Here is a 24,706-nt window from a genome sequence, read left to right on the forward strand (position 1 = left end):
ATGAAAATCATTATATATATGTTAATGCTTTGTTTCGTTATTACTGGATGTAGCATTGGAAAAAAAGACAATTCTAATGAAAAGCCAGAACAAAAAAATGTCTCGATGAAAAATGTTACGTATACAAATAAATCAAATAAGCCAAATGAAAAAGCAGCTGATCATCTGGCATCTTTAGCTGCAAGTATACCTGGTGTAAACGATGCGACAGCAGTAGTAGTTGGGAAGTATGCTGTTGTAGGTATTGATGTGAAAGCGAAACTTGATCGAACTCGCGTTGAGTCAATTAAGTATTCTGTTGCAGAGAGTTTGAAGAATGACCCAAACGGTGCAAATGCAGTCGTTGTAGCAGATGTTGATACGTATGAAAGACTAAAACAAATAGGCAAGCAAATTAAAAAAGGTAAAACTGGTGAAGGCATACTTGATGAATTAGCAGCAATTGTTGGCCGAGTAATGCCGCAAGTTCCAAATGATATGATTGAAAATAGAGAAACGAATCCGATTAAAGATAATGATAAACAATTACCAAAAGATGAAGAACAAGAACTACGAAAAGAACAAGAAGATCAGTCAAATAACCATTTGAAAAAATAGTGAAAACCCCGTACTAAATTGTACGGGGTTTTTCTTCAAGATTAAATATTCAGTTTATTTTTAAGGGAATATATGGTTTAATAATGAGGGGAGGGACAGCCGTTATGATGAAAAAAAGCGCACTCATATTAGGTAGTTTATGCATAGGTTTTAGTATGACAGCGTGTGACCAGAAGAAAGAAGTGAAGAAGAAAACAGCTATGTCTTCTACTATAACGGAAAATAAAAAGCAAGAGACTATTAATATAAATCATTTCTCAAATATTAATGAAGGAATGACTTATTTAGAAGTGAAAGATTTAATCGGTTTTGAAGGGGATTTACTCATAGAAGAAGGAGAAGAACATTCTACACGAATTAAGCAAATTTTTGCTTGGAAAGGAAACGATCCAAAATCATTTGCTGAAATTACATTTTTGGATGGAAAAGTGCATTCTAAAACACAGCAAGGTTTAAGTTAATAACTTGAAGGAGTGGGAGAGTTAAGCATGAATATACATACAGGGGAAATACAATTAGTTCCATATAAGGAGCAGTATAAAGAGATAATACAATCATTTACTTTACCAAGTGAACAAGTTCAATTTACGGCGAATCCAGGTGAATTACTGGAGAAAGCGAAAAATGATCGAACGAAAAATGTAGTTGTTATTTTAGACTATAACGGAGTACCTGTCGGTGTATTTATATTACAAACAGGTGACAGAGTACAGGAGTTTACAGAAAATAAGGATGCCATACTTTTAACTTCTTTTTCCGTTAATCACAATAAACAAAATAAGGGATATGCTAAAAAATCATTGGCGTTATTACAAGACTTTGTAAAATATTATTATCCAGTAAAAAATGAAGTGATTCTTGCTGTAAATGAAAAAAACATTCCGGCACAAAAGTTATATGAGAAAGTTGGATTTCAAGATAAAGGGTTTAGAAGAATGGGACCAATTGGACAACAATTCATATTACATTTACCTATAACGAGATAATGAGATAACAAAGCTTACTCTTGAAAAAAATCATGTAGTAAGTTTTTTAATTTGAGATATTTTCCGTACATGATATGTTATATGTATTAAAGTAAGTATTCGAGAAGCATGAAGGTGCAAAACAATTCGATTGTTAAGCATTTAAATACGTGAGGGGTAATCATATGACAATTTATATTGCACTACTACGGGGAATTAATGTAGGTGGACATAAAGTAATCAAAATGGGAGATTTGAAAATAATGTTTGAATCAATAGGGTTAAAAAGAGTGAAAACATATATTCAAAGTGGAAATGTAGTGTTTGAGTCAGAAGAAGAGATAAGTTTTTTAAAGGAACGAATTGAATGTGAAATTAAGAACGTTTTTGATTTCAATGTTCCAGTCATGTTACGAGCAAATGATGAATTTATTAATATTATTAAAAAGTGTCCTTACGAGACCCATTCGTTATTAGAAGGAGAAAGTGTACATGTGGCCTTTTTAGCTAATCCACTTTCTGAAGAAGACAGTAAGCGGTTACTTATGTACAAAAGTGACATAGAAGATTGCCATATCGAAGGAAGAGTAGTGTATTTATTTTTCAAAAAAAGCATTCGTAATTCTAAACTAATGAACCAGTTTCAAAAATTACATACGCCAGCTACAGTAAGGAACTGGCGGACTGTGAATAAGCTGAAAGCAATAGCAGAAGGTATTTAAACATAAAAAAGTGGTTTTCTGCATTTAGAAAACCACTTTTTTTATTTATATTGTTTGGCGACAATGAGTTCAACAATAGGGAAAATAAGAAAGGAAGAACAGAGTGCAATAAAGAGTGGAAGGTTTTTTACACCATCCAAATTGGAACCCATAGAAAATCCTTCCGAGCAGAGTAATATAAGGAACATAACACCTACAAGCACAAAATACGCGATTTTAAAGCTTTTATATGTAATTTGTTGTCCCATCTCATCTTGACTTTCTTTCGATACTCCGTTTGGATCTCCCCATGTAATATGATTAATTAAATTACTAAGTATTAAAGAAGCAGCGAAAATAGTCCCACCCAAAATTGAACCTTCAGTTATGTATTTGTATGTGCCATGTACAAGTATAGCGATTAAAGATAAAGTTATGATTACAAAAATAATTTTTTTAGTATTCAATATATAATTGCACCTCCACTTTTGTAAAAAACTCTTTACATCCATAGTATAAAATTGGAAAAGTTTTATATCAAACATTTTTTACATATGAAGTGAATGTTTATGATATTTTGTTTAAAGGATGAAGAAAAAATTACATTACATTTGAATGTAAAAGAATGGGCTCGCATATATTTGGAAGGGATGTCAGATTAATTTAGGGGGTAGTTATGTCTATTCTTTTAAAAGCTGGTGCAGATGCAGGAAATAATGGTTTGAAGTTAATGGTGAAAGGGCAGGAACCTATTTTTATTCCGAGTATTTATTCCTTATATATAGGTGAGTCTACGGGGTTGTTAGATGAGGGTGAAGTTTCATCGTCAGAATTAGAGAATCACATTGATGTGACCATTAGTTCTCCATCGCTAATGTTAAATAATGTACGATACATCGTTGGAGAAAAAGTGATTCAAGATCAATTAAAAGGTACTGAAGTGGAGAAAAAATCAAATAAATCTACTGATGAGTTAATGGTCATTACAATCCTTTCAGGTTTAGCGATAAGTGCTATGCGTCAAAGCCCTACTTCAAGTCATATTAATATTCGTTATGATTTATCTGTTGCTCTTCCAATGCAACTTATTACACAGGAAATTGCTGCTGAAAATGCGAAACGGTATATGGGTAATCACAAGGTCATATTCCATTATCCAAATGGACGCGATGTTACGATTAATGTTTCTATTGAGTTTTGTAAATGTCTACCTGAAGGCGCTTCTGGGACGTGGGGGATTGTATATGATGAGGAAGGAAATGTTGTGAAACATAAAATAGAATGTGAACAAAATCAAGTTTCAGAAATTGATTTTGTAGATAAAACTTTATTGTCTTTTGATATTGGCGCGGGGACAACGGAAGAAGTTGTTTCATTAGGGGTAAATTTCCGTCCGCAATTAAGTAAAGGATTATCGTACGGTGTAAAAGAAACGTTACTACAAATTATTACGAGATGGAATCGGAAATATCCTACGAAAACAATTGATAGCATTACAGAATTTAACCAAATTTATTTAAATGAAAAGCACCCAAGAAATGCATTGTTAGTTGAGGAATCGCAGCCAGCATTTTTAGGTTTAGCAGCACGTGTCGCAACGGATATTATTAACAAAATTGATGATATGAAAGACGATCCATATGTATTTATTTATGGTGGGGGCGCAGTTATTATTAAAAATAGCTTAAAAATGATTTTGAAACAAAAAGGACGCTTGAAAAATGTGATCTTTGTAGATAACCCGTTATTCACCAATGCTCGTGGGTTATTAGTATATACATGCTCGCCAAAATATAGAGAGCATAAGCAAAAAGAGTTAGGGTTTACAAACTTAACGATAAGTTAGTTGGTGGAAGTATGCGATCTAGGCGATATAAACGTGGTGATCGAGTGAAAATTAACATTAATAAATCAGTATCGCCTGAAATGATTGCTTGGCTTAATAAACAATCTAATCCAACTAATTTCTTTTTCTTTGCGGCCCAGCAATTATTTAAACAAGTAGGAGATATTGATGTATCAAAAACCTTGCCAAGTAGCCATGTTTTTTCTTTATATATAGAACCATCATCTCTATTAAAAGTTGAAATGAATCCATTTAAACACGTACCACTAGAAAATAGTAAATCCACCGAAAATGTAAAAAAAAAATCGTGGGAATCTGTTGACCAGTTAGATTGTCCATTTTTTTAAGCATAGAAAAATATAGGTAGAGCCCATCACTATACATACGAATGCAGTGATGGGTTTTTGATATTGTATCGTAATCTTTATAAAGTGAAACTATAATCAGTGGGGGTTTTGTTCATCCCCCACTGATTATTAGCCTTCACCAATCGGGCGTTTACGGGCAGTTTATCTCCCACCTAATTTCTTTGCTTCAGCTGAATTTTGAGGTGGGAGTTTTACTGCCCACAAATAGCGGGATAAATAGAAGGGGCAAAACAATTTGTGCCCCTTCTAATAGTTGTTCTTATCTTATACAGGATATATGTTCTGAAACTGCTTTAATAATTTTATCCCAGTCATCGGGATGAATCTCGTGCCCTGTACCTTCAAGGGATAATAGCTTTGAGTTCGGAATTTCATCAATAAGTGCGAGTCCATGTTCAAGTGGAAGAGCTGTATCGTCCGTACCATGAATTACTAAAGTAGGTACTAGTAACGACTTTAGTATACCTTCATAAGAATCATCACCTGTAAGGAGGGCGTGATTAAACATACTTAATAGATTGTTAGCACGTTCTATTTCTTGCTTTACTTGTTTTAAAGTTCTTGCTTCATCAAATATACGCTTTGATCCACAGAGTAGACGTGATCCTGTAATTAAATATTTCGCTATAACATCTTTATTTGTCCAATCTAAATTTGCACCATTAGCATGATGTGTCAAAATTCTTTCATCCATTGGAGGCAAATCACGAGTATTGTTATCAGATCCAATAACGCTTGTTGCTAGTAATGTTAAGGTCAAAATTCTTTCTGGGTGTTTTACTGCAGCAATTTGAGCAATCATACCTCCTAATGACATGCCAAAAAGGTGTGCCTTGTCAATATGATACGCATCGAGTACTCCGATTGCATCTTCAGCCATATCTGCTACAGTGTAATTGGAAGTCCCAGGCTCATATGTAACAGAACGCCCAACATCACGGTTATCATAGCGAATGACAAACATTCCTGTGCTAGCCAACCTTTCACAAAATTCTTCATCCCAATAAACCATTGAACACGTAGCTCCCATAATTAATAATATTGCTGGGTTATTAGGATTGCCAAAGCTTTCTGTACATATATCAATACCGTTTACTTTGAAAACTTGTTCACTCATAGCACACTCTCCGTTTCATTTAAAGGTCATTAATAAATAAAGAGAAATATAACTTTGGGTGTTTCTTAGGCGTAAATTAGATTGTATTTAAGTGAAATAAATGTTTTTTGCACTCATGATGCTTAATTAGTAGAAATAAATATCACCTCCAAACATATTTATGGTCATTCAAGGCGGAAAATTTTGAAAAATAATTGTTTGTTATTAAAATAAACAGCAAGGAGGAGAGGAAATGAAAGCAATTGTTATTAATCAATATGGTAGTGTTGAAGAATTACAAGAAAGACAAGTTCCAAAGCCGATTATTAAATGTAATGAAGTATTAATACGCATACACGCAACATCTGTCAATCCTGTTGATTGGAAAATAAGAAAGGGAGAATTACAAGAAAAGCTGCAATTTTCATTTCCAATTACATTAGGTTTAGATGTTGCTGGAATAGTTGAAGAAGTTGGAGAAGATGTGAATCATTTTAAAATAGGAGATAAAGTGTTTACGAAACCTGAAAATACAGGGAAAGGTTCTTATTCTGAATACATTACAGTGAAATCAAATTTAGTAGCGCAAATGCCTAATAATCTTAATTTTGAAGAAGCAGCATCTATACCTCTTGCAGGACTTACAGCTTGGCAAAGTCTTGTTGATTACGCGCAAATAAAAGAAAATGACCGAGTATTAATTCATGCTGGAGCGGGCGGAGTAGGGAGTTTTGCAATTCAAATCGCAAAATCATTTGGGGCCTTTGTCGCAACAACTGCAAGTAGTAAAAATGAAGAGTTTTTAAAGTATTTAGGAGCTGACCTTGTTATTGATTATAAAAAAGATAAATTTGAAGAGCTACTATCAGATTATGATATTGTGTTAGATACAATCGGCGGAGAAGTACAAGAAAAAAGTTTTCAAATTATTAAATCTGGTGGTGTTCTAGTTTCTATCGTTCATGAACCACGTCATGAAGTAAAGGGCATAAAATCAGGGTTTTTATGGTTGAAACCAAGCGGGAAGCAATTAGAAGAATTAACTAGTTTGATCCAGGATGAAAAGATAAAACCGATTATTAGTAAGGTTGTTCCGTTTAGTGAACAAGGAGTTAGAGAAGCTCATATTTTAAGTGAAAGTCAGCATGTTAGAGGGAAAATTGTAATTACGATGGAATGATATTTACATAAATATACGAGTGGTGACTATAAAAAATAAAAATTGTCACCACTCATATAAACTACAATTTTCGCATGACAAAAGTAATCGCATTCGTATTTAATTGAATGTGTTTACCGTTTCGTACAATATCATACGCTAAATTTTTTATTTCAACTTTTACTTCTTTCCATTCGGTATAAACACCTTTTAGTGTACGTATCATTTCTTCCGTAGAAAGGCTAATTTCAATTAAAGCATCTAATTCTTCTCCTGTTTCTAAATCTATTTCTTGAATGTTAGAGTTAACTATTAAACAATTGATACCGCCACTCTTTGTCCCATTTTTCATAGTGTGAAGCACTTTTTTAAAATCGTCTATTGATCTAACATGTTCTAAACTTGATACTGCAACGATGTAGTCATAAGTATTAGGAGCAATATAGTAGTCTTCAATTGCTGCTTGTTCCGTTTTTATGTATTCAAATACACCATATTCTTTGCTATAAACTTGTAACTTCATTAAAGCCGAATCAAGTAGATCAACACAAGTAACAGTGCCGCCACTATTCATAATTTTTTGTGCAATCGGAATACTGTTTCTACCGACACCAGAGCCAAGGTCAAGTATTTGTAGGTCTTTCTGTCCTTCAAAATAGTTCAGCATGCCCATAACTGTTTTAACAGGTTTATACAGCCAAGATCCTGCTTCGAATAATTTATATTGTTCATAGCAAAGATCGTGATATTTTTTCTCTTCTTGTCTTATGTAATCGATTCTGTTCATAGTGATTGACCTCAATTCATTAAAGATACATATAAAGTTCGATAAAAATATAGGTAAACCTTTTATTGGATTGGCATAAAAAAGATGTACTGTGAAAAAACGAAAGCCTTCTCACATTGCTCGAAAATAGCATATAACTATGAGGAGGAAGAAGTATATGATGTTTTATGTGAAAATGTATTGCGAGTATATGAAGGGAGTGAAAAGTATAAGCGATTTAAAGAGAAACCGAAAGTGACATAATGGTGTGATGATGTAGTCACAACATTCAACTTGAAGGAATAATGCATTTTTTAGATAGAGAAAATATGTGTTATTAATTTTCATTCAGAAAAATTTGACAATATATACGTTATAAATTATCATATGTAAAAACTAATATTCAAAATGGCATTGAAGAGAAGAGTAGTTAAGAAAGAATACGTACAGAGAGCTCTGGTAGCTGAGAAAGAGCGGTATACATCTTAATGAAAAAAGACTTGGAGCTGCGCAAGGAACTAATTAATTTAGGGATGGTGCGACGGGTTCTCCCGTTATAGAGATAGGGTATAAGCATATTTTGCCGTACCTGAAAAGGTTAATATGGTGACGTATTAACAAACTGAGGTGGTACCGCGAAGCTAATAACTCTCGTCCTCAAGATGAATAATCTTGGGGGTGGGAGTTTTTTTGTTGTATAAAACTGAAAATGTGAAAATACAATTGAGGTGAGTGGCATATGCATTGGGCGTATGAAGTAGCACATGAATTAATTAGAAAACATCCAAACAAAGAAACTTTTGTTTGTGCAGCTGGAATTAGTCCATCTGGTTCTGTTCATATTGGGAACTTCCGTGAAATAGTAACGACTTATTTCGTTGTAAGGGCTCTACAAGATTTAGGGAAAAAGACTCGTTTTATCTTTTCATGGGATGATTATGACAGGTTTAGAAAAGTTCCTAAAAATATTGATCCATCTTTTGAAAAATATATTGGTATGCCATACTGTGATATTCCTGATCCGTATGGGTGTCATAACTCGTACGCAGAGCATTTTGAAAAAGAGTTTGAGAAATCGCTCCAAACATTTGGGATTGAAGTGGAATTCATATATCAACATGCTGAATATAGAAGCGGAAGGTATAACGAAAACATATTAGAGTCTATGTATCAAAGAAAAGAAATATATGATATTTTAATGGGTTTTAAAACAGGAATACACCGAGAAGAAGATAGAGAAAACTTTTATCCCGTTACGTTATATTGTGAGAGCTGCGGGAAAGATGCAACAACTATTACACATTTTGATGAAGTATTAAAAACAGTTCGGTATGACTGTGAATGTGGAAATCAAAATAAATTATCCGTATTAAATACAAGTCAAATGAAACTGAATTGGAAAATCGATTGGCCGATGAGATGGATGATAGAGGATGTTATTTTCGAACCGGGCGGAAGAGATCATTCATCGGAAACCGGTAGTTATAATGTATCAAAAGAAATTGCAAGGAAAATATTCAATTGTGAAGCCCCTCAATATGTTGCTTATGATTTCATTGGAATTAAAGGGCATCATGAAAAAATGTCCAGTTCTTCAGGGAATAGTATTACACCTAGCGACTTATTAAAAGTGTATGTACCAGAAGTAATTCTTTTTATGTTTGCAAAATATAGGCCCGGCGCAGCTTTTCATATTGGACTTGATGAAGATGTGATTCGCAATTATACAGAGTATGAGAGATTGAAGGATAGTTATGAAAATAAAACACTCAAAAATGAAGATTTATTTGATGCAATTAAACTTTCTAAACTTGATAGCCGATTTAAAGAGTATCCAAAGTTTAATCAAGTAGCAGGGACTTTACCATTATTAAATTTTGATTCATCAGTTTTACAAGATATATTAGGAAAAATAGATAGGAGTTTTGCATTACCTGAAATGATAGCGATAAGTAATCGTGCTGAGTATTGGATAAGAAACTTTCAATCTAAAAAATTAATTGCGGTAAATAAAGAGAAAAATACGGAGTTTTATAACACATTAGATGAACGGCAGAAAAAATGGCTAGTAGAAGTTTGTAAAATAATTCGTTCTAATAACGATCATTCTAAACTAATGGAGCAATTGTATACGATTTGTCATCATGAAAATAAAAAAATAATGAAAGAAAATCAAAAACAATTATTTACCATTTTATATAGGCTCATTATGAATCAATCAAGTGGTCCACGTATACCATTATTAATACATGTGGTAGGCACAAGAAAATTCGTCACATTATTAGATTTCTAAAATACAGTTACAAAACAACGGAAGTACTCAATAGAATAAGTACTTCCGTTGTTTAATTTTTACTATCTTGAATACATTTTTGGACATTCATCGCCACTAGGCTCGTAAAAGCAATGGCTTTTAAATTGTCCTGCAAACGGCTGATTATACCATTCGGGCGGACAAGCTCCAACTGGACGGAAATACCAAAGAGCCCATCTTGCTGGCCAGCGCCATTCACCTTGTAAAACTTTTCTTGCGATTTCTTTTTCTGATTCACGGGCGCGTTGGTAAAAATATCCGAATTGCACTGCTTCGAACCCGCCAGGGCTTTGATATACTGCATCACGCACAGATCGAAGTTGTTTAAAATCTAAACAATCACAAAACACACGATTTACGACAACACAGCCAACAAGTTGTTCACCTTGTCGTCCTTCACCTTCAGCTTCAGCTCGAATTAAACGAGCTAGTAAATCAACGTCACTTTCGTTGTATGGAATAAGGGGCATTGTAATATCACCTTTCTTTACCTGTTATAGTAAAGAGTGTATGTTTCAAAATGAGCTAAGTGCATTTTTCTTGAAAATAACTACTGATTTTAAAAAGGAGCTTATACAGATAAAAGCTAATTATTATATAGAAGATAAAAACGAAAAAGGAGAGGTACTATGCATCGTATACATAAAGAACATATCATTTACGCAATGTCACCAGAAAATAATCCATGTATTGAAGTAGAAATTGGGAGCCGTCTTGTATTTGAAACATATGATTGCTTTGAAAATCAAATTGATTCTGAAGATGTTGTGTTTCAAGAATTAGATTGGAATCGAATAAATCCAGCGACCGGACCTGTACATATTAAAGGTGCAGAACCTGGTGATATATTAGTCGTAACGATTGAAAAGATTAAAATTGCAGAGCAGGGTGTTTTAACTACAGGTGCGAACCTAGGTGTAATGGGTGATGAGCTAAATGAAAATACAGTAAAAATTGTCCCAATACATAATGGACATGTTTCATTTTCAAATAAACTGCAAATTCCAATTAATCCAATGATTGGTGTGATTGGTACTGCACCGAAAGAAGAGAGTATTTCATGTGGTACACCGCATGATCACGGCGGGAATATGGATTGTAAAGAAATCAAAGAAGGTACAACGTTATTATTACCTGTAAATGTTCCTGGTGCTCTTTTAGCATTAGGCGATTTACACGCTGCGATGGGTGATGGTGAAATTGGTGTTAGTGGAGTAGAGGTTGCTGGTGAGGTAACTGTAACTGTTCAGACTATAAAAGGAAAGAAATGGCCATTACCATTGGCTATTCAAAAAGAAAAAATAATGACGATTGCTTCAGAGAAATTGCTAGATGATGCAGCGAATCGTGCTGTACGTAATCTGGTGACATTTTTACATGAAGAATTAGAAATGTCTAAAGCTGATGCAACTCTTTTATTATCAGCAGCAGGTAACTTAAAAATTTGCCAAGTTGTGGATCCACTAAAAACGGCGCGGATGGAACTAGGAAGGGAATATGTGGAGAAGTTAGGATTTTCTCTAAGTGAATTTCATATTAAATAAGAAAAATAGAAAAAGGATACTTTTGCATAAAAGTATCCTTTTTCTATTTTACGGATTTTGTGAAAAGAGGTAGTATTTATTTATATAAGTATATTTGAGATTGTGGATCAAAAAGGAGTTCAGAGATGGTTAAAATTATGATTGTTGAAGATGATATGAAAATTGCGGAGTTATTATCAACATATGTTGCGAAATACGGTTACCAAGGAATTATTGTAACGAATTTTCAAAATGTGTTAGACATATTTTTAGAAGAACAACCGGAGTTAGTGTTATTAGATATTAATTTACCAAGTTTTGATGGTTACTATTGGTGTCGTCAAATTCGCGGGGTTTCCACATGTCCAATTTTATTTATTTCGGCTCGTGAAGGTACGATGGATCAAGTTATGGCGTTAGAAAATGGTGGCGATGATTTTATTCCGAAGCCGTTTCATTATGAAGTTGTAATGGCGAAAATTCGTAGTCATTTAAGACGTGCTTATGGAGACTATGCACCGAAACTAGAAGAACGAATGGTTGAGCAACAAGGTCTTAGTTTATATCCCGAAAGACTTGTATTAAAACTTAGGAACCAAGAGGTTGATATAACGAGAAACGAAGCCATTTTATTAGAGATGTTAATGAAAAACTATCCGCGTGTTGTGAGTAGGGAAGTATTATTAAATAAATTATGGGATAGTGAATCCTATGTTGATGATAATACATTAAGTGTAAATACAACACGTGTGCGTAAAAAGTTAAAAACGTTACAAATTGAAGGAGCAATTGAAACAATTCGTAGTGTTGGATATAGATTACATATTACTTGGGATAATGGTATGGAAAAATGATAAGGCTATTTATACGTGATCATATACCACTTATTTGTTTTACTGCGATCCAACTACTAGCCATATTCTTAGTTTATTGGTTTGATGGGCATAATCATATTTCAACGGCATTATATGCAATGTTTTTAGGTGCTTTTTTTATGGTGAGTTATTTAGTATTTCGTTATTTTACACATCGATCTTTTTATGAACGTTTAGCAAATCCGTTGCAATCTTTGGATGAATCTGTTCAAAAATCTGATTTTGCAGTTTTATCTACTGCTCTCCAAGATTTGCTCGAAGTACAATATCGACATTATCAAAATCAGCTCCAGTTACAAGAGAGGAAAAATAATGATCATTTAACCTTTATGAATCAGTGGATTCATCAAATGAAAACACCTTTATCTGTAATAGAATTAATTACACAAGATGAAGTGGATTCACGTTTTGAAAGTATTAATGAGGAAACAGATAGGTTGAAAAAGGGGTTAGAGATGGCACTGTATGTCGCACGTTTAGAAGCATTTACACAAGATTTTTATGTAGAAAGAGTACAACTACATAAAATAGTGAATGATTCCGTGCATGAACATAAACGCTTTTTTATTCGGAATTTTGTATACCCAGAGCTTGAAATTGATAAGAGTATTACTGTAGAAAGTGATGCGAAGTGGTTACAATTTTTAATTGGACAAATAATATCGAATGCGATTAAATATTCATCAGGTAGTAGAGAAAAGATTAAAGTGAAAGCACGTAAGGAAGGTAATACAGTTGTACTTGAAATTACCGATAGTGGCGTAGGGATACCGAAGCAAGATTTACCAAGAGTATTCAAACCTTTCTTTACAGGAGAAAACGGTAGAGATTTTAAAGAATCAACTGGAATGGGGCTCTATCTTGTATATGAAATTACGAAACAATTAGGACATAGTGTAGGAATCCATTCAGAGGTTGGTAAAGGTACCGTTGTACGAATAATATTTTTTAATGTGTAAAAAGTGATTCAGGCTAAAGAACTTTTAAGATAAGTTTTTTAGCCTTTTTTTGTAATACTGATACAATTTGAGAATGTAAAATTATTTACATAAGAGAAGATAAACTCAACTGAAAAGAAAAAAGAACAACTAGTCATACACATGCTTTTTAGTAATAAAAGTGCTTTTTGGGTAATTGATAATGACTGGAGGATTGAAATGGATATTCGAAAAATGAGATATTTCATAACGGTGGCAGAAGAATTAAACTTTAGTCGTGCAGCAGAACGGCTTAGGATGGCACAACCTCCTTTAAGCCAAGAAATTCGTAAATTAGAAGATGAATTGGGCGTTCAACTTTTTCATCGAACAAAAAGAATGGTTGAACTAACCAGTGCAGGGAAAATATTTTTAGAAGGTGTGCGGCAAACGTTGCTTCAAGTAGATAGAACTATTAAAGAAACACAGCTTGCGGATGAAGGGAAGATAGGACATTTAATCATCGGTTTTGTCGATTCTACAGAAACCGTTATAGACATATTAAAAACATTTCGAGAACGGTTTCCTAAAATTCAGCTCATATTACGCGAGATGACAACAGACCAGCAAATAAAAGCGCTCTATGAAAAACAAATTCATATTGGATTTATTCGTTCCAATCAGAATAATGAAATATTAGTTTCCGAAGTTTGTTCTGAGGAATGTTTAATATTGGTTTTGCATGAAGATCATCCTTTAGTTTCGTTACCTAACATATCAATCAAATCATTAATTGATGAACCATTTATTTTATTTCCCCGTCATTTCGGTACAAACTTTTATGATTTAATTATTAGTTACTTTTGGGAGCATGGAGTCAGCTTAAATATTGTTCAAGAAGCGATTCAAATGCAAACGATTGTGAATTTAGTTGCAGCAGGAATGGGGATTTCTGTCGTTCCATCATCAGTGGAAAGTTATAAAAAATCGGGAGTCATATATAAAGAAATTCAAGAAAATACCCCGAAAATAAATTTATATGCTGGATGGAGACTAGATGAAAAGTCTGTTGTGTTAGAGAACTTTTTAACAGTTGTTAGAGAGGTTTATATGACTTCACAATTTGAATGTAAAAGATAAAAGCCCATCTTTATAGGATGGGCAGTGTGGATTTGGAAAGGAAAGCTTCTTTATAGGGAGGATTCACTGATGTTTTAACCAGTTTTGCTCGGATCGTACTCAATGAAACCTTTTAGTACACCATCAATTTGATCCATAATTTCAGGTTGTAATTTAACACTAGATGCAATTACGTTTTCTCTTATTTGCTCCGGATTTGATGCGCCAATAATTGCAGAGGAAACAGCTGGATTTTGTAGTACCCAAGCAACTGCGAGTTGTGGTAGGGTAAGATTAGTTTCTTGTGCGATGGGATTGAGTTTCTGAATTGCAGTGAGTACATCATCACTCATCCAACGTTGTACGAGTTTGTGGAAAAATGGTTTGCCAGCATCTGAATTAGCACGTGATTGAGTCGGCAAGGGTTTACCAGGTTGATATTTTCCTGAGAGAATACCTTGTGCAAGGGGAGACCAAACAACTTGACCAAGCCCCTCACGTTGACATGTTGGTATTACATCAGTTTCAATAACTCGCCACAACATCGAATATTGAGGTTGGCTAGCGATAAGTGGAATGTTCAATTCTCGTGCAAGTGCTGCACCGCGGGTAATTTGTTCTGATGTCCATTCACTTACGCCTAAGTAAAGGACTTTACCTTGTCTTACAAGATCAGCAAAAGCTAACATCGTTTCCTCAAGAGGAGTTGTTGAGTCAAATCTATGTGCATAATAGACATCAATGTAGTCTGTCTGCAACCGCTGTAACGATGCATTGCAATTTTCTATAATATGTTTTCTCGATAATCCACGATCATTTTTTCCAGGTCCGGTCGGATGGCATACTTTTGTACATAGTTCTATGCTTTCTCGGCGTATACCTTTCAAAGACCGGCCAAGTACTTCTTCGGCTATAGTGTCCGAATAGACATCAGCAGTATCGAACGTAGTAATTCCGACATCTAGTGCGGCTTTTACACAATCATTTGCAGTATCTTCATTTACTTTTCCACCATGGTTAATCCAGTTCCCGTATGCAATCTTACTTACTGTTAATCCACTGTTTCCTAGTTTACTAAATTCCATTGTAGTATCCTCCTTTTAAAATGATATCTTTATTATAAGAACTGAAATGTAATATGTATAATATATAATTAATGATAAATTTATATAAAAATTATATAAGGAGGAGTATATAGAAGTTTATAGATTGGGAAATCTAAAGCAAGAAGAACTTGAAAATGTAGTTTGTGCTTTATTGATATGAAGTGCAAAGAGGGGAAATTTTTTTGCAGTACATATAATAATATTTACGCATACAATACCACTATGGTACAATATGGTTACTAACGACGGAAAGGAATGATGGGTGGACGATGATTAACTAATCTTATTTTTACAAATTGAAATTAAATAAATTTCAATTTGTAAAAAATAGGATTAGTCTGCCCAATTCCATTCAACGGTATTGCTATTTATTATGCGTAATAGCTTATTTGGGTATAAATATGTTAACGACTAATCCTGCCAAATTAATTTGGGAGGATTTTTTTGTTCTCCCTTAATGAAAGGGATCGGTAATATGAAAGAAATTTTAAAATTAAATGATGTTTATGTTGAGATAAAGGAAAATACTTTGTTAGAGAAAATGAATGTTACAGTAAAACAAGGGGATGTTATCGGATTAATTGGTAAAAACGGTGCCGGTAAATCAACGTTACTTCAATTAATAAATGGGAAGATTGAGCCATCAAAAGGGATTGTTGAATGGCAGCAAATGAATATGACAACGGCATATGTTGAACAAGAAATAGAATCTTTTATTAGTAATGATATGATTGCAAAAGAAGCAGAACTTCTTGCGAAATGGGGCGTGCCAACGAACGATTTTCTTACTTTAAGTGGTGGTGAAAAGCTGAAAGTTCGACTAGCAAAAGGATTTGCCGAAAATCCTAATTTATTAATATTAGACGAACCGACAAATCATTTAGATGAGATGAGTACGGAATTTCTCATTAAGCAAATAAAAAATATGAAGGGTACAGTTATCGTTGTATCGCATGATCGATACTTTTTAGATGTTGTCGCAACGAAAATATGGTCAATTGAGGAAAAGAAACTAATTGAGCATAGCGGTAATTATACGAGTTATATGAAAGCACGTGAGCATACAAGAATGACGCAGCAACGTGAATATGAAAAACAACAAAAAAAGATAGAACAAGTAGAAACACATATAAAAGAATTAAGTTCATGGTCACAAAAGGCACACGCACAGTCTACAAAACAAGAAGGAGTTAAAGAGTTTTATCGTGTAAAAGCGAAGCGAATGGATGCGCAAGTGAAGTCAAAACGAAAACGTCTCGAAAAAGAGCTGGAGAAAACGAAAGTAGAACGTGTGAAAGAAGAGTATTCAGTGGAGTTCTCTATTCAAGCGAATAAAAAAGTAGGAAAACGCTTTTTAGAAGTAAAGAAATTAAAAAAAGACTTTCATGGAAAGACATTATTTGAAAACGTTAATTTTACAATCCAGCACGGTGAGAAGGTTGCGATTGTTGGACCAAACGGTAGCGGGAAAACAACATTACTGAAGATGATTATGGGAACGGAAACTGTACAAGGAGAAGTATGGATTTCACCATCTGCAAACATCGGTTATTTAACACAAGAAGTATTTGATTTACCACTGGATAAAACACCAGAAGATTTATTTTTTAAAGAGACATTTGAAGAAAGAGGAAAAGTCCAAAATTTAATGAAACATTTAGGATTCCAAGCTTCTCAATGGAAAGAACCGATTGAGCATATGAGTATGGGGGAACGAGTAAAATGCAAGTTAATGGCTTATATTTTAGATGAAAAAGATGTACTTATTTTAGATGAACCGACGAATCACCTTGACCTCCCTTCACGTGAACAGCTTGAAAATACATTAGCTGAGTATAATGGAACACTCGTTATAGTTTCTCACGATCGATATTTCCTGGAGAAAACAACTAACACGAAACTCGTGTTTTTAAATAATACGATACAAAAGCAGCTAGAGGAACTTATTAAAACAAGAGATGATATTGAAGAGCTACGTTTAACATTAGAAACAGAGAGACAAGAAGTATTAGGTAAATTAAGCTTTTTAACTTCTAACGATAAAGAATATAAAGAACTTGATGAACGATTTATAGAACTTACGAAGCAGATTAAGGCGCTTTAATGTAATTAAGGGGGATTAACATGGGAGAAGAGAGTTCGACTAATTTATTTAGAATAGACTGTGGAGATATATACTTGCAAGAGTTTACTATCAAAGATGCGGAGAGTATTTATAAAATATCGAATCAACCGGAAATAGAACAGTTTTTACCAGACTGGAAATCAACGAAAGAACAAAGGATTGACTGGGTTATTAATGATGAAATACCAGCAAACAAAGCATTTCTTGATGCAGTGACAAAAACGTCTAACATAGATGATCATATATTAAAGCTAGGAATATTTAATAAAGATACAAATGAATTTATTGGATGGTGCTGCACAAGCATTAAAGAAGAACTCCCTTCACCAAATAGAGAAATAATGTATGCTATTTCAAGCGAGTATCAAAGCAATGGTTACGCTACGAAAGCGACTAAAGGGTTAATTGATTATTTGTTTAAAAATACAAATGTAGATGTCCTCAACGCAATTGCTTTAATTAACAACGTACCATCAAATAAAGTTATTGAAAAATGTGGATTTACTTATTTGAGCCAACAGACGATAGAAAACCAACTATATAATCATTATTTATTAAGCAAATCAGAGTGGATAAAAAATATTGCTCTTTAAAAGAATCTATAATGGAATGTAAAAAAGCTTAGAGCTAAAACTCTAAGCTTTTTTACATTCCATTATACCTGTTACCATATCAAAGAGACAATTTGGATGGCTTCTTACCGGATTTTCTCATCAAAAAACAAGGGGATTAAGCTGTACATGCGATAATCATTTTATAAAAAATCATATATGAAAAGGGGTTTGGATAATTTTGTCGAATGCATTTATCTATGAAAACACCACTTTCTTACTCAAATTATCCTAAAAATGAATCATTTTGATCTCAAATAGAAGAACGAACGGCAAAAGTGAAGGTGAGCGAAGTTTTGCATATAAAACTTACGGTTGAGTGTTAGTGGATTAAAAGTTTTAAGTTATGAAATAGATTAAATGAGGGAGGGGAACGCATATCATAATTTGGTTTCGTCACTTGCCACAGATAAGTATGGATTTTTCAGAATGGACTCCGTTTATTAAGAATAATTGGTATCAAAAGCATTATATGAAGTTTGTATATCTACTTCAAATAATCATTTTTCTGATACCAAATTACTTTGGAATAGGTTTCACTCATATTAATATATTGTATCTAATCATAATAGGTATCTTTGTCTTCATCATTCACGAATGTCTACACATTTTGGTCATAAGTAACAAAGGTGATATTAGCTTAACATGTAGTGGAATATTTTTTTGGCTAAATACAAATGCAACCCTATCCAAAGCGAGATTTTGGGTCTTTATGAGCTTACCCATAATTGTATTATCGGTAGCCCCTGCATTTATGTCGTTCTATGTATCAGGAAATATTAAATCAATCATATTATTTGTATGTTGGATAAACGCAATAATTTCCGCCTCAGATATTTACAATTCATTTTTAATTGTAATGAAACCGAAGAACTCAGTATTTTGCAGAGGATATTATCAAGTGAAATAGTATTAAAAGTATTATTTAATTATATTTCAATTTAAGAAATTAGTTAAAAATATAATATTTGAAAGTAAAAAGACCGATAATACAATCGGTCTTTTTTCATTAATATAATAAAGATTAGAAATAAATAGCATTGTATTTCATACTACCCTGCGAATATTATAAGATAGATATAAATTGATTATAGTTTGAAAATAGGTTTGTTATCAGTTTTTTCAGAAATCTTACAAGCGTGTAAGATAAATGAAAGATGAATCAATATGTGCTATAAAACAATTCATTTACACTATATTGTGAGAAGTGCAAATGAAGGGAGAATATAAATGGAAATTCTACATGCAAAAAGTATTAGTAAAGTATATAAAGGGAAAGTACCTTTTAAAGCATTGGTAGATATTGATTTATCAATTCAAGAAGGTGAATTTATAGGGATTATGGGGCCATCAGGGAGCGGGAAAACAACGTTATTAAATATGGTATCTACTATCGACTCTCCAACATCGGGAGAAATATTAATAAATGGTACAAATCCATTCCAGTTGACATCAGATAATTTGGCTTTATTCCGTAGGAAACAATTAGGATTTGTTTTTCAATCATTTAATTTACTTAGCACACTTACAGTAAAGGAAAATATCGTATTGCCGATGACATTAGATGGTGTTTCTGTACAAGAAATGAACGAACGAGTTGAAGAAATTGCAGAGAAATTAAATATTACAGATATATTGAGTAAAAGAACTTTTGAAATTTCAGGGGGCAAGCTCAAAGAACAGCAATTGCTCGTGCAATTGTTCATAAGCCGCAATTATTACTTGCAGATGAACCAACAGGGAATTTAGACTCTAAATCTTCAAATGATGTAATGGAGATGCTAGATACTTTAAATAAAGAAGAAAAAGCTACGATGATGTTAGTTACACATGATCCGTATGCAGCGAGTTTTTGCAGCAGAGTCATATTTATTAAAGATGGTCAACTATATAACGAAATTTATTGTGGTGAAAGTAGGCAAGCATTTTATCAAAAGATTATGGATGTCCTTTCTTTGTTAGGAGGGAAAAGGCATGACTTTTCGTCAGTTCGCATTTAATAATATTTTTCGCAATAAGCGTACATATGCAGCTCATTTTTTAAGTAGTGCATTTTCTATTATGATTTTCTTTACGTATGCTCTTTTATTATTTCATCCTGATTTACAAGGTGAGTTGAAATCGACAAGTGCAACAATAAGTGCATTTGGTACATTGGGATTTTCAGTTTCGCAAGGCTTGATTTTTGTATTTTCATTTTTCTTCATTCTATATTCAGTTAGTTCATTTTTAAAAACGCGCAAGAAAGAATTTGGGATATTAATGATGCAAGGTATGTCAATGAGACAGCTTAAGAAATTATTATTAATTGAAAATATGTTGATTGGACTTGGCTCAATTTGTATAGGAATTCTCATTGGACTCATATTTTCTAAACTAGTTTTATTGATAAGCGCAAGTGTATTAATGATTAGTAATGGTTTGCCTTTTTATATACCAGTGCAGGCCGTATTATTAACAGTTATCACATTTCTTTTATTATTTTTAATTGTTTCGCTCGTTACATTTAAAATGATAAAAGTAACAGAACTTGTGGAACTTATACAAGCAGAGGAAAAGCCAAAGCCAGAACCGAAAGCATCAATTTTATTATCGCTACTTTCTTTAATTAGTATAGGGTATGGATATTTTTCAGTATTTCGCTTTATCCCAAGTACTAATTTTATTACGCTTGGAATAGGGGTGCTCCTAGTAATTATAGGAACGTACTTTTTATATACACAGTGTAGCGTTTATATATTGCACCTTGCGAAAAGGAGAGAATCTTTCTTTTTAAAGAGAACAAATATATTAACATTTTCTGAATTAATTTACCGTATGAAAGATAATGCAACGATGTTTTTTATAGTATCTATTGTTTCAGCAGTTGCATTTACAGCGATTGGTACAACAGCTGCAATTGGAAATAGGGATTTGGTAAGGATGACAAATCCGTATACATTTTTGTATGGAAGTTTTGAAAACGACAAAGTATTAAATAAAAATCTTTCTATTATAAAAAAACACCTTTCTGATGCTAATATTCCGTATCGAATGGCTTCATCTTCATATATATACACGGAAAATGGTGTAGATGTAATGAAGTTAAGTGAATATAACGATCTTGCTAAAGCGCTAGGCTATCAACAAGAAACAATAGAAAAAGAAGATGAAATTTTATTAATTCCTGGAGTCGTATCACAAAAACAAGAATTTAAAAATGGCGAGTATAAAAAGAATATAGAAGTCATTCAAGGAGATTGGACAAAGACATTTCATGTGAAAAAAGCTGTAGAAAATTTAGTTTTACCACATGATTCTAGAACTATTTATATCGCTGTTAAAGATCAGGTATATGATGGAATCCCTCTTACTAGTGACCCAGTTAATAAAGACAGTCAATATCGTACTTACGGATTTGTTGTAGACGATTGGATGAAAACGAAGGGAATTTCAAACGAATTAATTAGTAGATTTGAGAAAGATACTAGAGTAGGTAATTTTCAATTTCGGGCTTTAACTATAGATTTGTTAAGTGCAAAGCAAACGAATGGATTATTACTTATGGCAAGTGTTTTAGTCGGAATCGTCTTTTTCACATTCGCTGCTAGTTTTATTTATTTCCGATTATATACTGATTTGGATCGCGATCAACAGCAATATAAAATGATTTCGAAAATGGGGTTAAGTAAACGAGAATTAAAAAAAATTGTAACGAGACAGTTATTATTAATGTTCTTCTTACCGATTGTTGTTGCAGTGATTCATACTGTAGTCGCTTATACGGCATTACAGCAATTAGTCGATTTTTCTATAATTAATAGCTCTATCGTTATTTTAATTTCATTTATATGTATACAAATATTATATTTCTTTATAACCCGTTGGCGTTACCTGCAAAAGCTTTATAAGGTTATGGAGCAATAGAGTTTATTAGCTTGTAAGACTACATTAAAGTATGTGGAAAAAATGAACTGTATGATGAAAGGAAACGCGATGAAAAGAACTTTAACTATTTTTATGTTAACGATACTACTATTAATAAGTTTTAGTGCATGTTCTAAAAAGGAGAATCCATTTCCTGCAAACGGTTTATTAATCATTGGAAATGAAAATAAAATTTCACCAATTATTAATCGTTATCAAGAAATTACGAAAGAAAAAGAAGTGTTTTCTGTGAAAACAGGTACTTATGGAAACGGACAGGTATTAATTTTAAATGAGTCTACAGCACAAGCATTGATTAAAGCTAAAGTTTTCCGTAAACGAGATAATGGCTCCAATTTTATGCCTGTAAATACGTTACCGAAATTCCCAAAAGAGGGTTCTCTACTGTTTGCACAAGAAGACGAAAAGACTTTGAAAAGTATTAAATTAGAAGGAAAAGAGGTCCCTGTCATATACAATAGTGACGCTTGGATAGGTAACAAGCGTAATTATCCAACGCAATGGTATGTGATTGTATCCAAAAATAATATATATAAGGAAATAAAAGCAAATGAAACAAAAATGCATCTTCTTCAATTAAAAAAATCTTTAGGTGACGAAAAACCTAAAATGTCGACAGATAATACATTGGTTAATGAAAATGTAAAAGTAAGAAAACTAATTAAAGATTTTGAGGGAGAAGTATCAGTTCAGTTTTTAACGATTGAAGAAAAATCTTAAAAAAGAGTTCAAGGTTGATAAAGTTTCTATCAACCTTGAACTCTTTTTAGTTATAGACCATTCAGATAACATAGTTTACATGACTTCATTTAATCGAGTCTCGCTCGTTTCTTCAATCGCATTTGAATGTTGAACCGAACCATTTTGAGATTCCTTTTCTTTACGAAATTTCTGTAACATTTCTAAAATCATCCATAAAGGTACACCTTTGTCTTTTAGCATTTTCCATAAGTCTAATTCGCTAAATTTATGATCCGCTTGTTTCATTTCTTGTTCAGATGTACGAATATCAAATTTGATTAGATCATTAGATTTCTTATCTTCATGCTTAGTAGAAGAGATAGTATTATGCTCAAGATTAGATGGGGTTATTTTAGAAGGTTGAGATAATGTATGAATGTTTAATCCGACTTGCATGCTTTTTTCCTCCTTTTCAAGCAATGAAATTAGTTTTCTTATGATTTTTAAATCCATTTAACATGAGGAAACTATATTTAATTATAAATTCAAATAATCAGATTTACAAGTTGTGTTATAAAAAGTAAATGATTACTAGAATTAATATTTATCAACATTTGTATATGTTTTCTATATATACAACGTATATAAAATACTTTACATTATGTTTAAGTTGCAAACTAAGTTTGTATTTTTTTTCAAAGATAAATGTAAACGTTTTATTGAGGGGGAGAAAGTATGGGGAAATTATTTTTAAAAGTATGTTTTTTCGCATTAGTGACTGTTTGTTCATTCGCAGCGAAAACAACATACGCTGAAGAGAGACAACAAAATAATTATCCTATCATTTTAGTGAATGGATTTGCTGGATGGGGTAGAGAGGAAATGCTAGGGGTAAAATATTGGGGTGGTGTTCATGATATACAAGAAGATTTAAAAAGAAATGGTTATACAGTACATACTGCAGCTGTTGGACCAGTTTCTAGTAACTGGGATCGTGCATGTGAATTATATGCGCAAATTAACGGTGGAATAGTAGACTACGGTGCGGCACATGCTGAGAAACATGGACATAATCGTTTTGGTAGAACTTATAGTGGATTTGCACCGAATTGGAGTGAAACAAATAAAATTCATTTAGTTGGGCATAGCATGGGTGGACAAACGACAAGAACATTAGTGCAGTTATTAAAAGAAGGAAGTTATGAAGAAAAAGATTATGTGAAAAATCATCCGAATACAAAGATATCACCACTATTTGAAGGTGGCAAATCGTATGTTCATAGTGTTACAACTTTAGCAACTCCTCATAACGGTACAACACTCGCGGACGGAAGTCTTCTGTTGCCGTTCGTTAAAGATTTACTCATTACAGCTGCAAGTTTAGGTGGAAACAATAATTTATCATTATATGATTTTAAATTGGATCAATGGGGTATAAAAAAGAATACTGGAGAGTCCTTTTTCCAATATACTGATCGTATTTTAAATAGTTCAATTTGGGAAAATACAAAAGATATAAGTCAATGGGATTTAAGTACTGATGGAGCAAAGGAGTTAAATAATTGGGTAAAGACGCAATCGGATGTATATTACTTATCCTATAGTGGACATGCATCGCAAGCAGCACCAATAACAGGTTTACATTTACCTCATATAACGATGAATAAAGTGTTAATGGGGAATGCATTTTTCTTAGGTTCCTATGCAAGATATGAAGAGAATCGAACATTAATAGATACTTCTTGGTGGCAAAATGACGGTGTAGTAAATACAAATTCTATGATTGCACCTTCATCTAATATTGCTGCAAATGATAATGAGTCTTTACAGGTTGGAAAATGGAATCATATCGAAACGAAAGCAAATTGGGACCATCTTGATATGGTAGGATTAAGCGTTTCAGACACGTTAGGTTTTTCTAATATTCAAGAGTTTTATAGAACAATTGCAGAAAAATTATCACGGTTACCGAAATAGATAATAATAAAGCGCTCTCGATGGAATTCGAGG

24 protein-coding genes, 1 pseudogene and 1 other annotated feature are annotated in these 24,706 nt (G+C 33.0%); of the genes and pseudogenes, 19 read left to right on the forward strand and 6 right to left on the reverse strand.

The window, feature by feature from the left end; translation table 11 throughout:
- From JFU20_RS28770 to JFU20_RS28785, 4 genes are all read left to right on the forward strand, one after another.
- Positions 1-597 (forward strand): YhcN/YlaJ family sporulation lipoprotein, encoded by a 597-nt coding sequence (locus JFU20_RS28770; RefSeq protein ID WP_002165673.1) that lies wholly within the window; start codon positions 1-3, stop codon positions 595-597.
- A 104-nt stretch (positions 598-701) separates the two neighbouring features.
- Positions 702-1,058 (forward strand): hypothetical protein, encoded by a 357-nt coding sequence (locus tag JFU20_RS28775; RefSeq protein WP_002165674.1) that lies wholly within the window; start codon positions 702-704, stop codon positions 1,056-1,058.
- A 27-nt stretch (positions 1,059-1,085) separates the two neighbouring features.
- Positions 1,086-1,583, forward strand: coding sequence for a GNAT family N-acetyltransferase (locus JFU20_RS28780; RefSeq protein ID WP_033709200.1), 498 nt, complete (start codon positions 1,086-1,088; stop codon positions 1,581-1,583).
- A 164-nt stretch (positions 1,584-1,747) separates the two neighbouring features.
- Entirely contained in the window at positions 1,748-2,284 is a 537-nt protein-coding gene (locus tag JFU20_RS28785) for a DUF1697 domain-containing protein (protein ID WP_201039195.1), read from the forward strand.
- A gap of 41 nt (positions 2,285-2,325) precedes the next feature.
- On the opposite strand, the gene JFU20_RS28790 is transcribed toward JFU20_RS28785, so the two are convergent.
- Complete coding sequence (locus JFU20_RS28790; protein WP_002127690.1) at positions 2,326-2,730, reverse strand: hypothetical protein; 405 nt, start codon at positions 2,728-2,730, stop codon at positions 2,326-2,328.
- A 209-nt stretch (positions 2,731-2,939) separates the two neighbouring features.
- On the opposite strand from JFU20_RS28790, the gene JFU20_RS28795 reads away from it, so the two are divergent.
- Together JFU20_RS28795 and JFU20_RS28800 are read left to right on the forward strand one after the other, a co-directional pair.
- Positions 2,940-4,109, forward strand: coding sequence for a ParM/StbA family protein (locus tag JFU20_RS28795; RefSeq protein WP_002013097.1), 1,170 nt, complete (start codon positions 2,940-2,942; stop codon positions 4,107-4,109).
- An 11-nt stretch (positions 4,110-4,120) separates the two neighbouring features.
- Positions 4,121-4,456 (forward strand): hypothetical protein, encoded by a 336-nt coding sequence (locus JFU20_RS28800; protein WP_002085171.1) that lies wholly within the window; start codon positions 4,121-4,123, stop codon positions 4,454-4,456.
- A 280-nt stretch (positions 4,457-4,736) separates the two neighbouring features.
- Here the strand turns inward: JFU20_RS28800 and mleBCA are convergent, their stop codons facing one another.
- A complete protein-coding gene (mleBCA, locus tag JFU20_RS28805) occupies positions 4,737-5,594 on the reverse strand; it encodes a BCA family alpha/beta fold macrolide esterase (RefSeq protein ID WP_201039196.1) in 858 nt (285 codons plus the stop codon).
- 232 nt (positions 5,595-5,826) lie between these two features.
- On the opposite strand from mleBCA, the gene JFU20_RS28810 reads away from it, so the two are divergent.
- The gene (locus tag JFU20_RS28810; RefSeq protein WP_201039197.1) at positions 5,827-6,753 is read left to right on the forward strand and encodes an NADP-dependent oxidoreductase; all 927 of its coding nucleotides are present in this window, start codon (positions 5,827-5,829) and stop codon (positions 6,751-6,753) included.
- 61 nt (positions 6,754-6,814) lie between these two features.
- Here the strand turns inward: JFU20_RS28810 and JFU20_RS28815 are convergent, their stop codons facing one another.
- The gene (locus JFU20_RS28815; protein ID WP_201039198.1) at positions 6,815-7,519 is read right to left on the reverse strand and encodes a class I SAM-dependent methyltransferase; all 705 of its coding nucleotides are present in this window, start codon (positions 7,517-7,519) and stop codon (positions 6,815-6,817) included.
- Between the two features lie 384 nt (positions 7,520-7,903).
- Positions 7,904-8,160 (forward strand) — a binding site (T-box leader).
- Positions 8,161-8,237: 77 nt separating this feature from the next.
- Between JFU20_RS28815 and lysS the strand changes: the two genes are divergently transcribed.
- Complete coding sequence (gene lysS, locus JFU20_RS28820) at positions 8,238-9,791, forward strand: lysine--tRNA ligase (RefSeq protein WP_201039199.1); 1,554 nt, start codon at positions 8,238-8,240, stop codon at positions 9,789-9,791.
- A 62-nt stretch (positions 9,792-9,853) separates the two neighbouring features.
- Here the strand turns inward: lysS and JFU20_RS28825 are convergent, their stop codons facing one another.
- Complete coding sequence (locus JFU20_RS28825; protein ID WP_002085180.1) at positions 9,854-10,282, reverse strand: cell wall hydrolase; 429 nt, start codon at positions 10,280-10,282, stop codon at positions 9,854-9,856.
- 159 nt (positions 10,283-10,441) lie between these two features.
- On the opposite strand from JFU20_RS28825, the gene JFU20_RS28830 reads away from it, so the two are divergent.
- From JFU20_RS28830 to JFU20_RS28845, 4 genes are all read left to right on the forward strand, one after another.
- Complete coding sequence (locus tag JFU20_RS28830; protein WP_002165676.1) at positions 10,442-11,356, forward strand: acetamidase/formamidase family protein; 915 nt, start codon at positions 10,442-10,444, stop codon at positions 11,354-11,356.
- Between the two features lie 125 nt (positions 11,357-11,481).
- A complete protein-coding gene (locus JFU20_RS28835; RefSeq protein ID WP_201039200.1) occupies positions 11,482-12,189 on the forward strand; it encodes a response regulator transcription factor in 708 nt (235 codons plus the stop codon).
- Entirely contained in the window at positions 12,186-13,169 is a 984-nt protein-coding gene (locus JFU20_RS28840) for a sensor histidine kinase (protein WP_002142017.1), read from the forward strand. The genes JFU20_RS28835 and JFU20_RS28840 overlap by 4 nt, the downstream gene beginning before the upstream one ends.
- 198 nt (positions 13,170-13,367) lie before the next feature.
- A complete protein-coding gene (locus JFU20_RS28845) occupies positions 13,368-14,267 on the forward strand; it encodes a LysR substrate-binding domain-containing protein (protein ID WP_201039201.1) in 900 nt (299 codons plus the stop codon).
- Positions 14,268-14,341: 74 nt separating this feature from the next.
- On the opposite strand, the gene JFU20_RS28850 is transcribed toward JFU20_RS28845, so the two are convergent.
- On the reverse strand, positions 14,342-15,331 hold the full coding sequence (locus JFU20_RS28850) for an aldo/keto reductase family protein (RefSeq protein WP_201039202.1): 990 nt from the start codon (positions 15,329-15,331) through the stop codon (positions 14,342-14,344).
- 496 nt (positions 15,332-15,827) lie between these two features.
- Between JFU20_RS28850 and abc-f the strand changes: the two genes are divergently transcribed.
- From abc-f to JFU20_RS28880, 6 genes and pseudogenes are all read left to right on the forward strand, one after another.
- Positions 15,828-17,456 (forward strand): ribosomal protection-like ABC-F family protein, encoded by a 1,629-nt coding sequence (gene abc-f, locus JFU20_RS28855; protein WP_002136649.1) that lies wholly within the window; start codon positions 15,828-15,830, stop codon positions 17,454-17,456.
- A 20-nt stretch (positions 17,457-17,476) separates the two neighbouring features.
- Positions 17,477-18,070 (forward strand): GNAT family N-acetyltransferase, encoded by a 594-nt coding sequence (locus tag JFU20_RS28860; protein ID WP_002165679.1) that lies wholly within the window; start codon positions 17,477-17,479, stop codon positions 18,068-18,070.
- Positions 18,071-18,503: 433 nt separating this feature from the next.
- The gene (locus JFU20_RS28865; protein WP_002013123.1) at positions 18,504-18,998 is read left to right on the forward strand and encodes a DUF3267 domain-containing protein; all 495 of its coding nucleotides are present in this window, start codon (positions 18,504-18,506) and stop codon (positions 18,996-18,998) included.
- 320 nt (positions 18,999-19,318) lie between these two features.
- Positions 19,319-20,088, forward strand: a pseudogene (locus tag JFU20_RS28870) (ABC transporter ATP-binding protein).
- A complete protein-coding gene (locus JFU20_RS28875; protein ID WP_078185998.1) occupies positions 20,063-21,994 on the forward strand; it encodes an ABC transporter permease in 1,932 nt (643 codons plus the stop codon). Before JFU20_RS28870 ends, JFU20_RS28875 begins: the two are co-directional and overlap by 26 nt.
- Before the next feature lie 69 nt (positions 21,995-22,063).
- On the forward strand, positions 22,064-22,735 hold the full coding sequence (locus JFU20_RS28880) for a lipoprotein BA_5634 family protein (protein ID WP_002165681.1): 672 nt from the start codon (positions 22,064-22,066) through the stop codon (positions 22,733-22,735).
- 75 nt (positions 22,736-22,810) lie between these two features.
- Here JFU20_RS28880 and JFU20_RS28885 read toward each other — a convergent pair whose 3' ends face one another.
- Positions 22,811-23,152: a DUF3914 domain-containing protein gene (locus tag JFU20_RS28885; protein ID WP_002165682.1), complete on the reverse strand. Its 342-nt coding sequence runs from the start codon at positions 23,150-23,152 to the stop codon at positions 22,811-22,813.
- 279 nt (positions 23,153-23,431) lie between these two features.
- On the opposite strand from JFU20_RS28885, the gene JFU20_RS28890 reads away from it, so the two are divergent.
- On the forward strand, positions 23,432-24,673 hold the full coding sequence (locus tag JFU20_RS28890) for an esterase/lipase family protein (protein ID WP_002085203.1): 1,242 nt from the start codon (positions 23,432-23,434) through the stop codon (positions 24,671-24,673).
- The last annotated feature ends 33 nt before the right edge of the window (positions 24,674-24,706 follow it).

This window comes from Bacillus sp. TH30, assembly GCF_016650875.1.
GTDB classification, from domain to species: domain Bacteria; phylum Bacillota; class Bacilli; order Bacillales; family Bacillaceae_G; genus Bacillus_A; species Bacillus_A mycoides.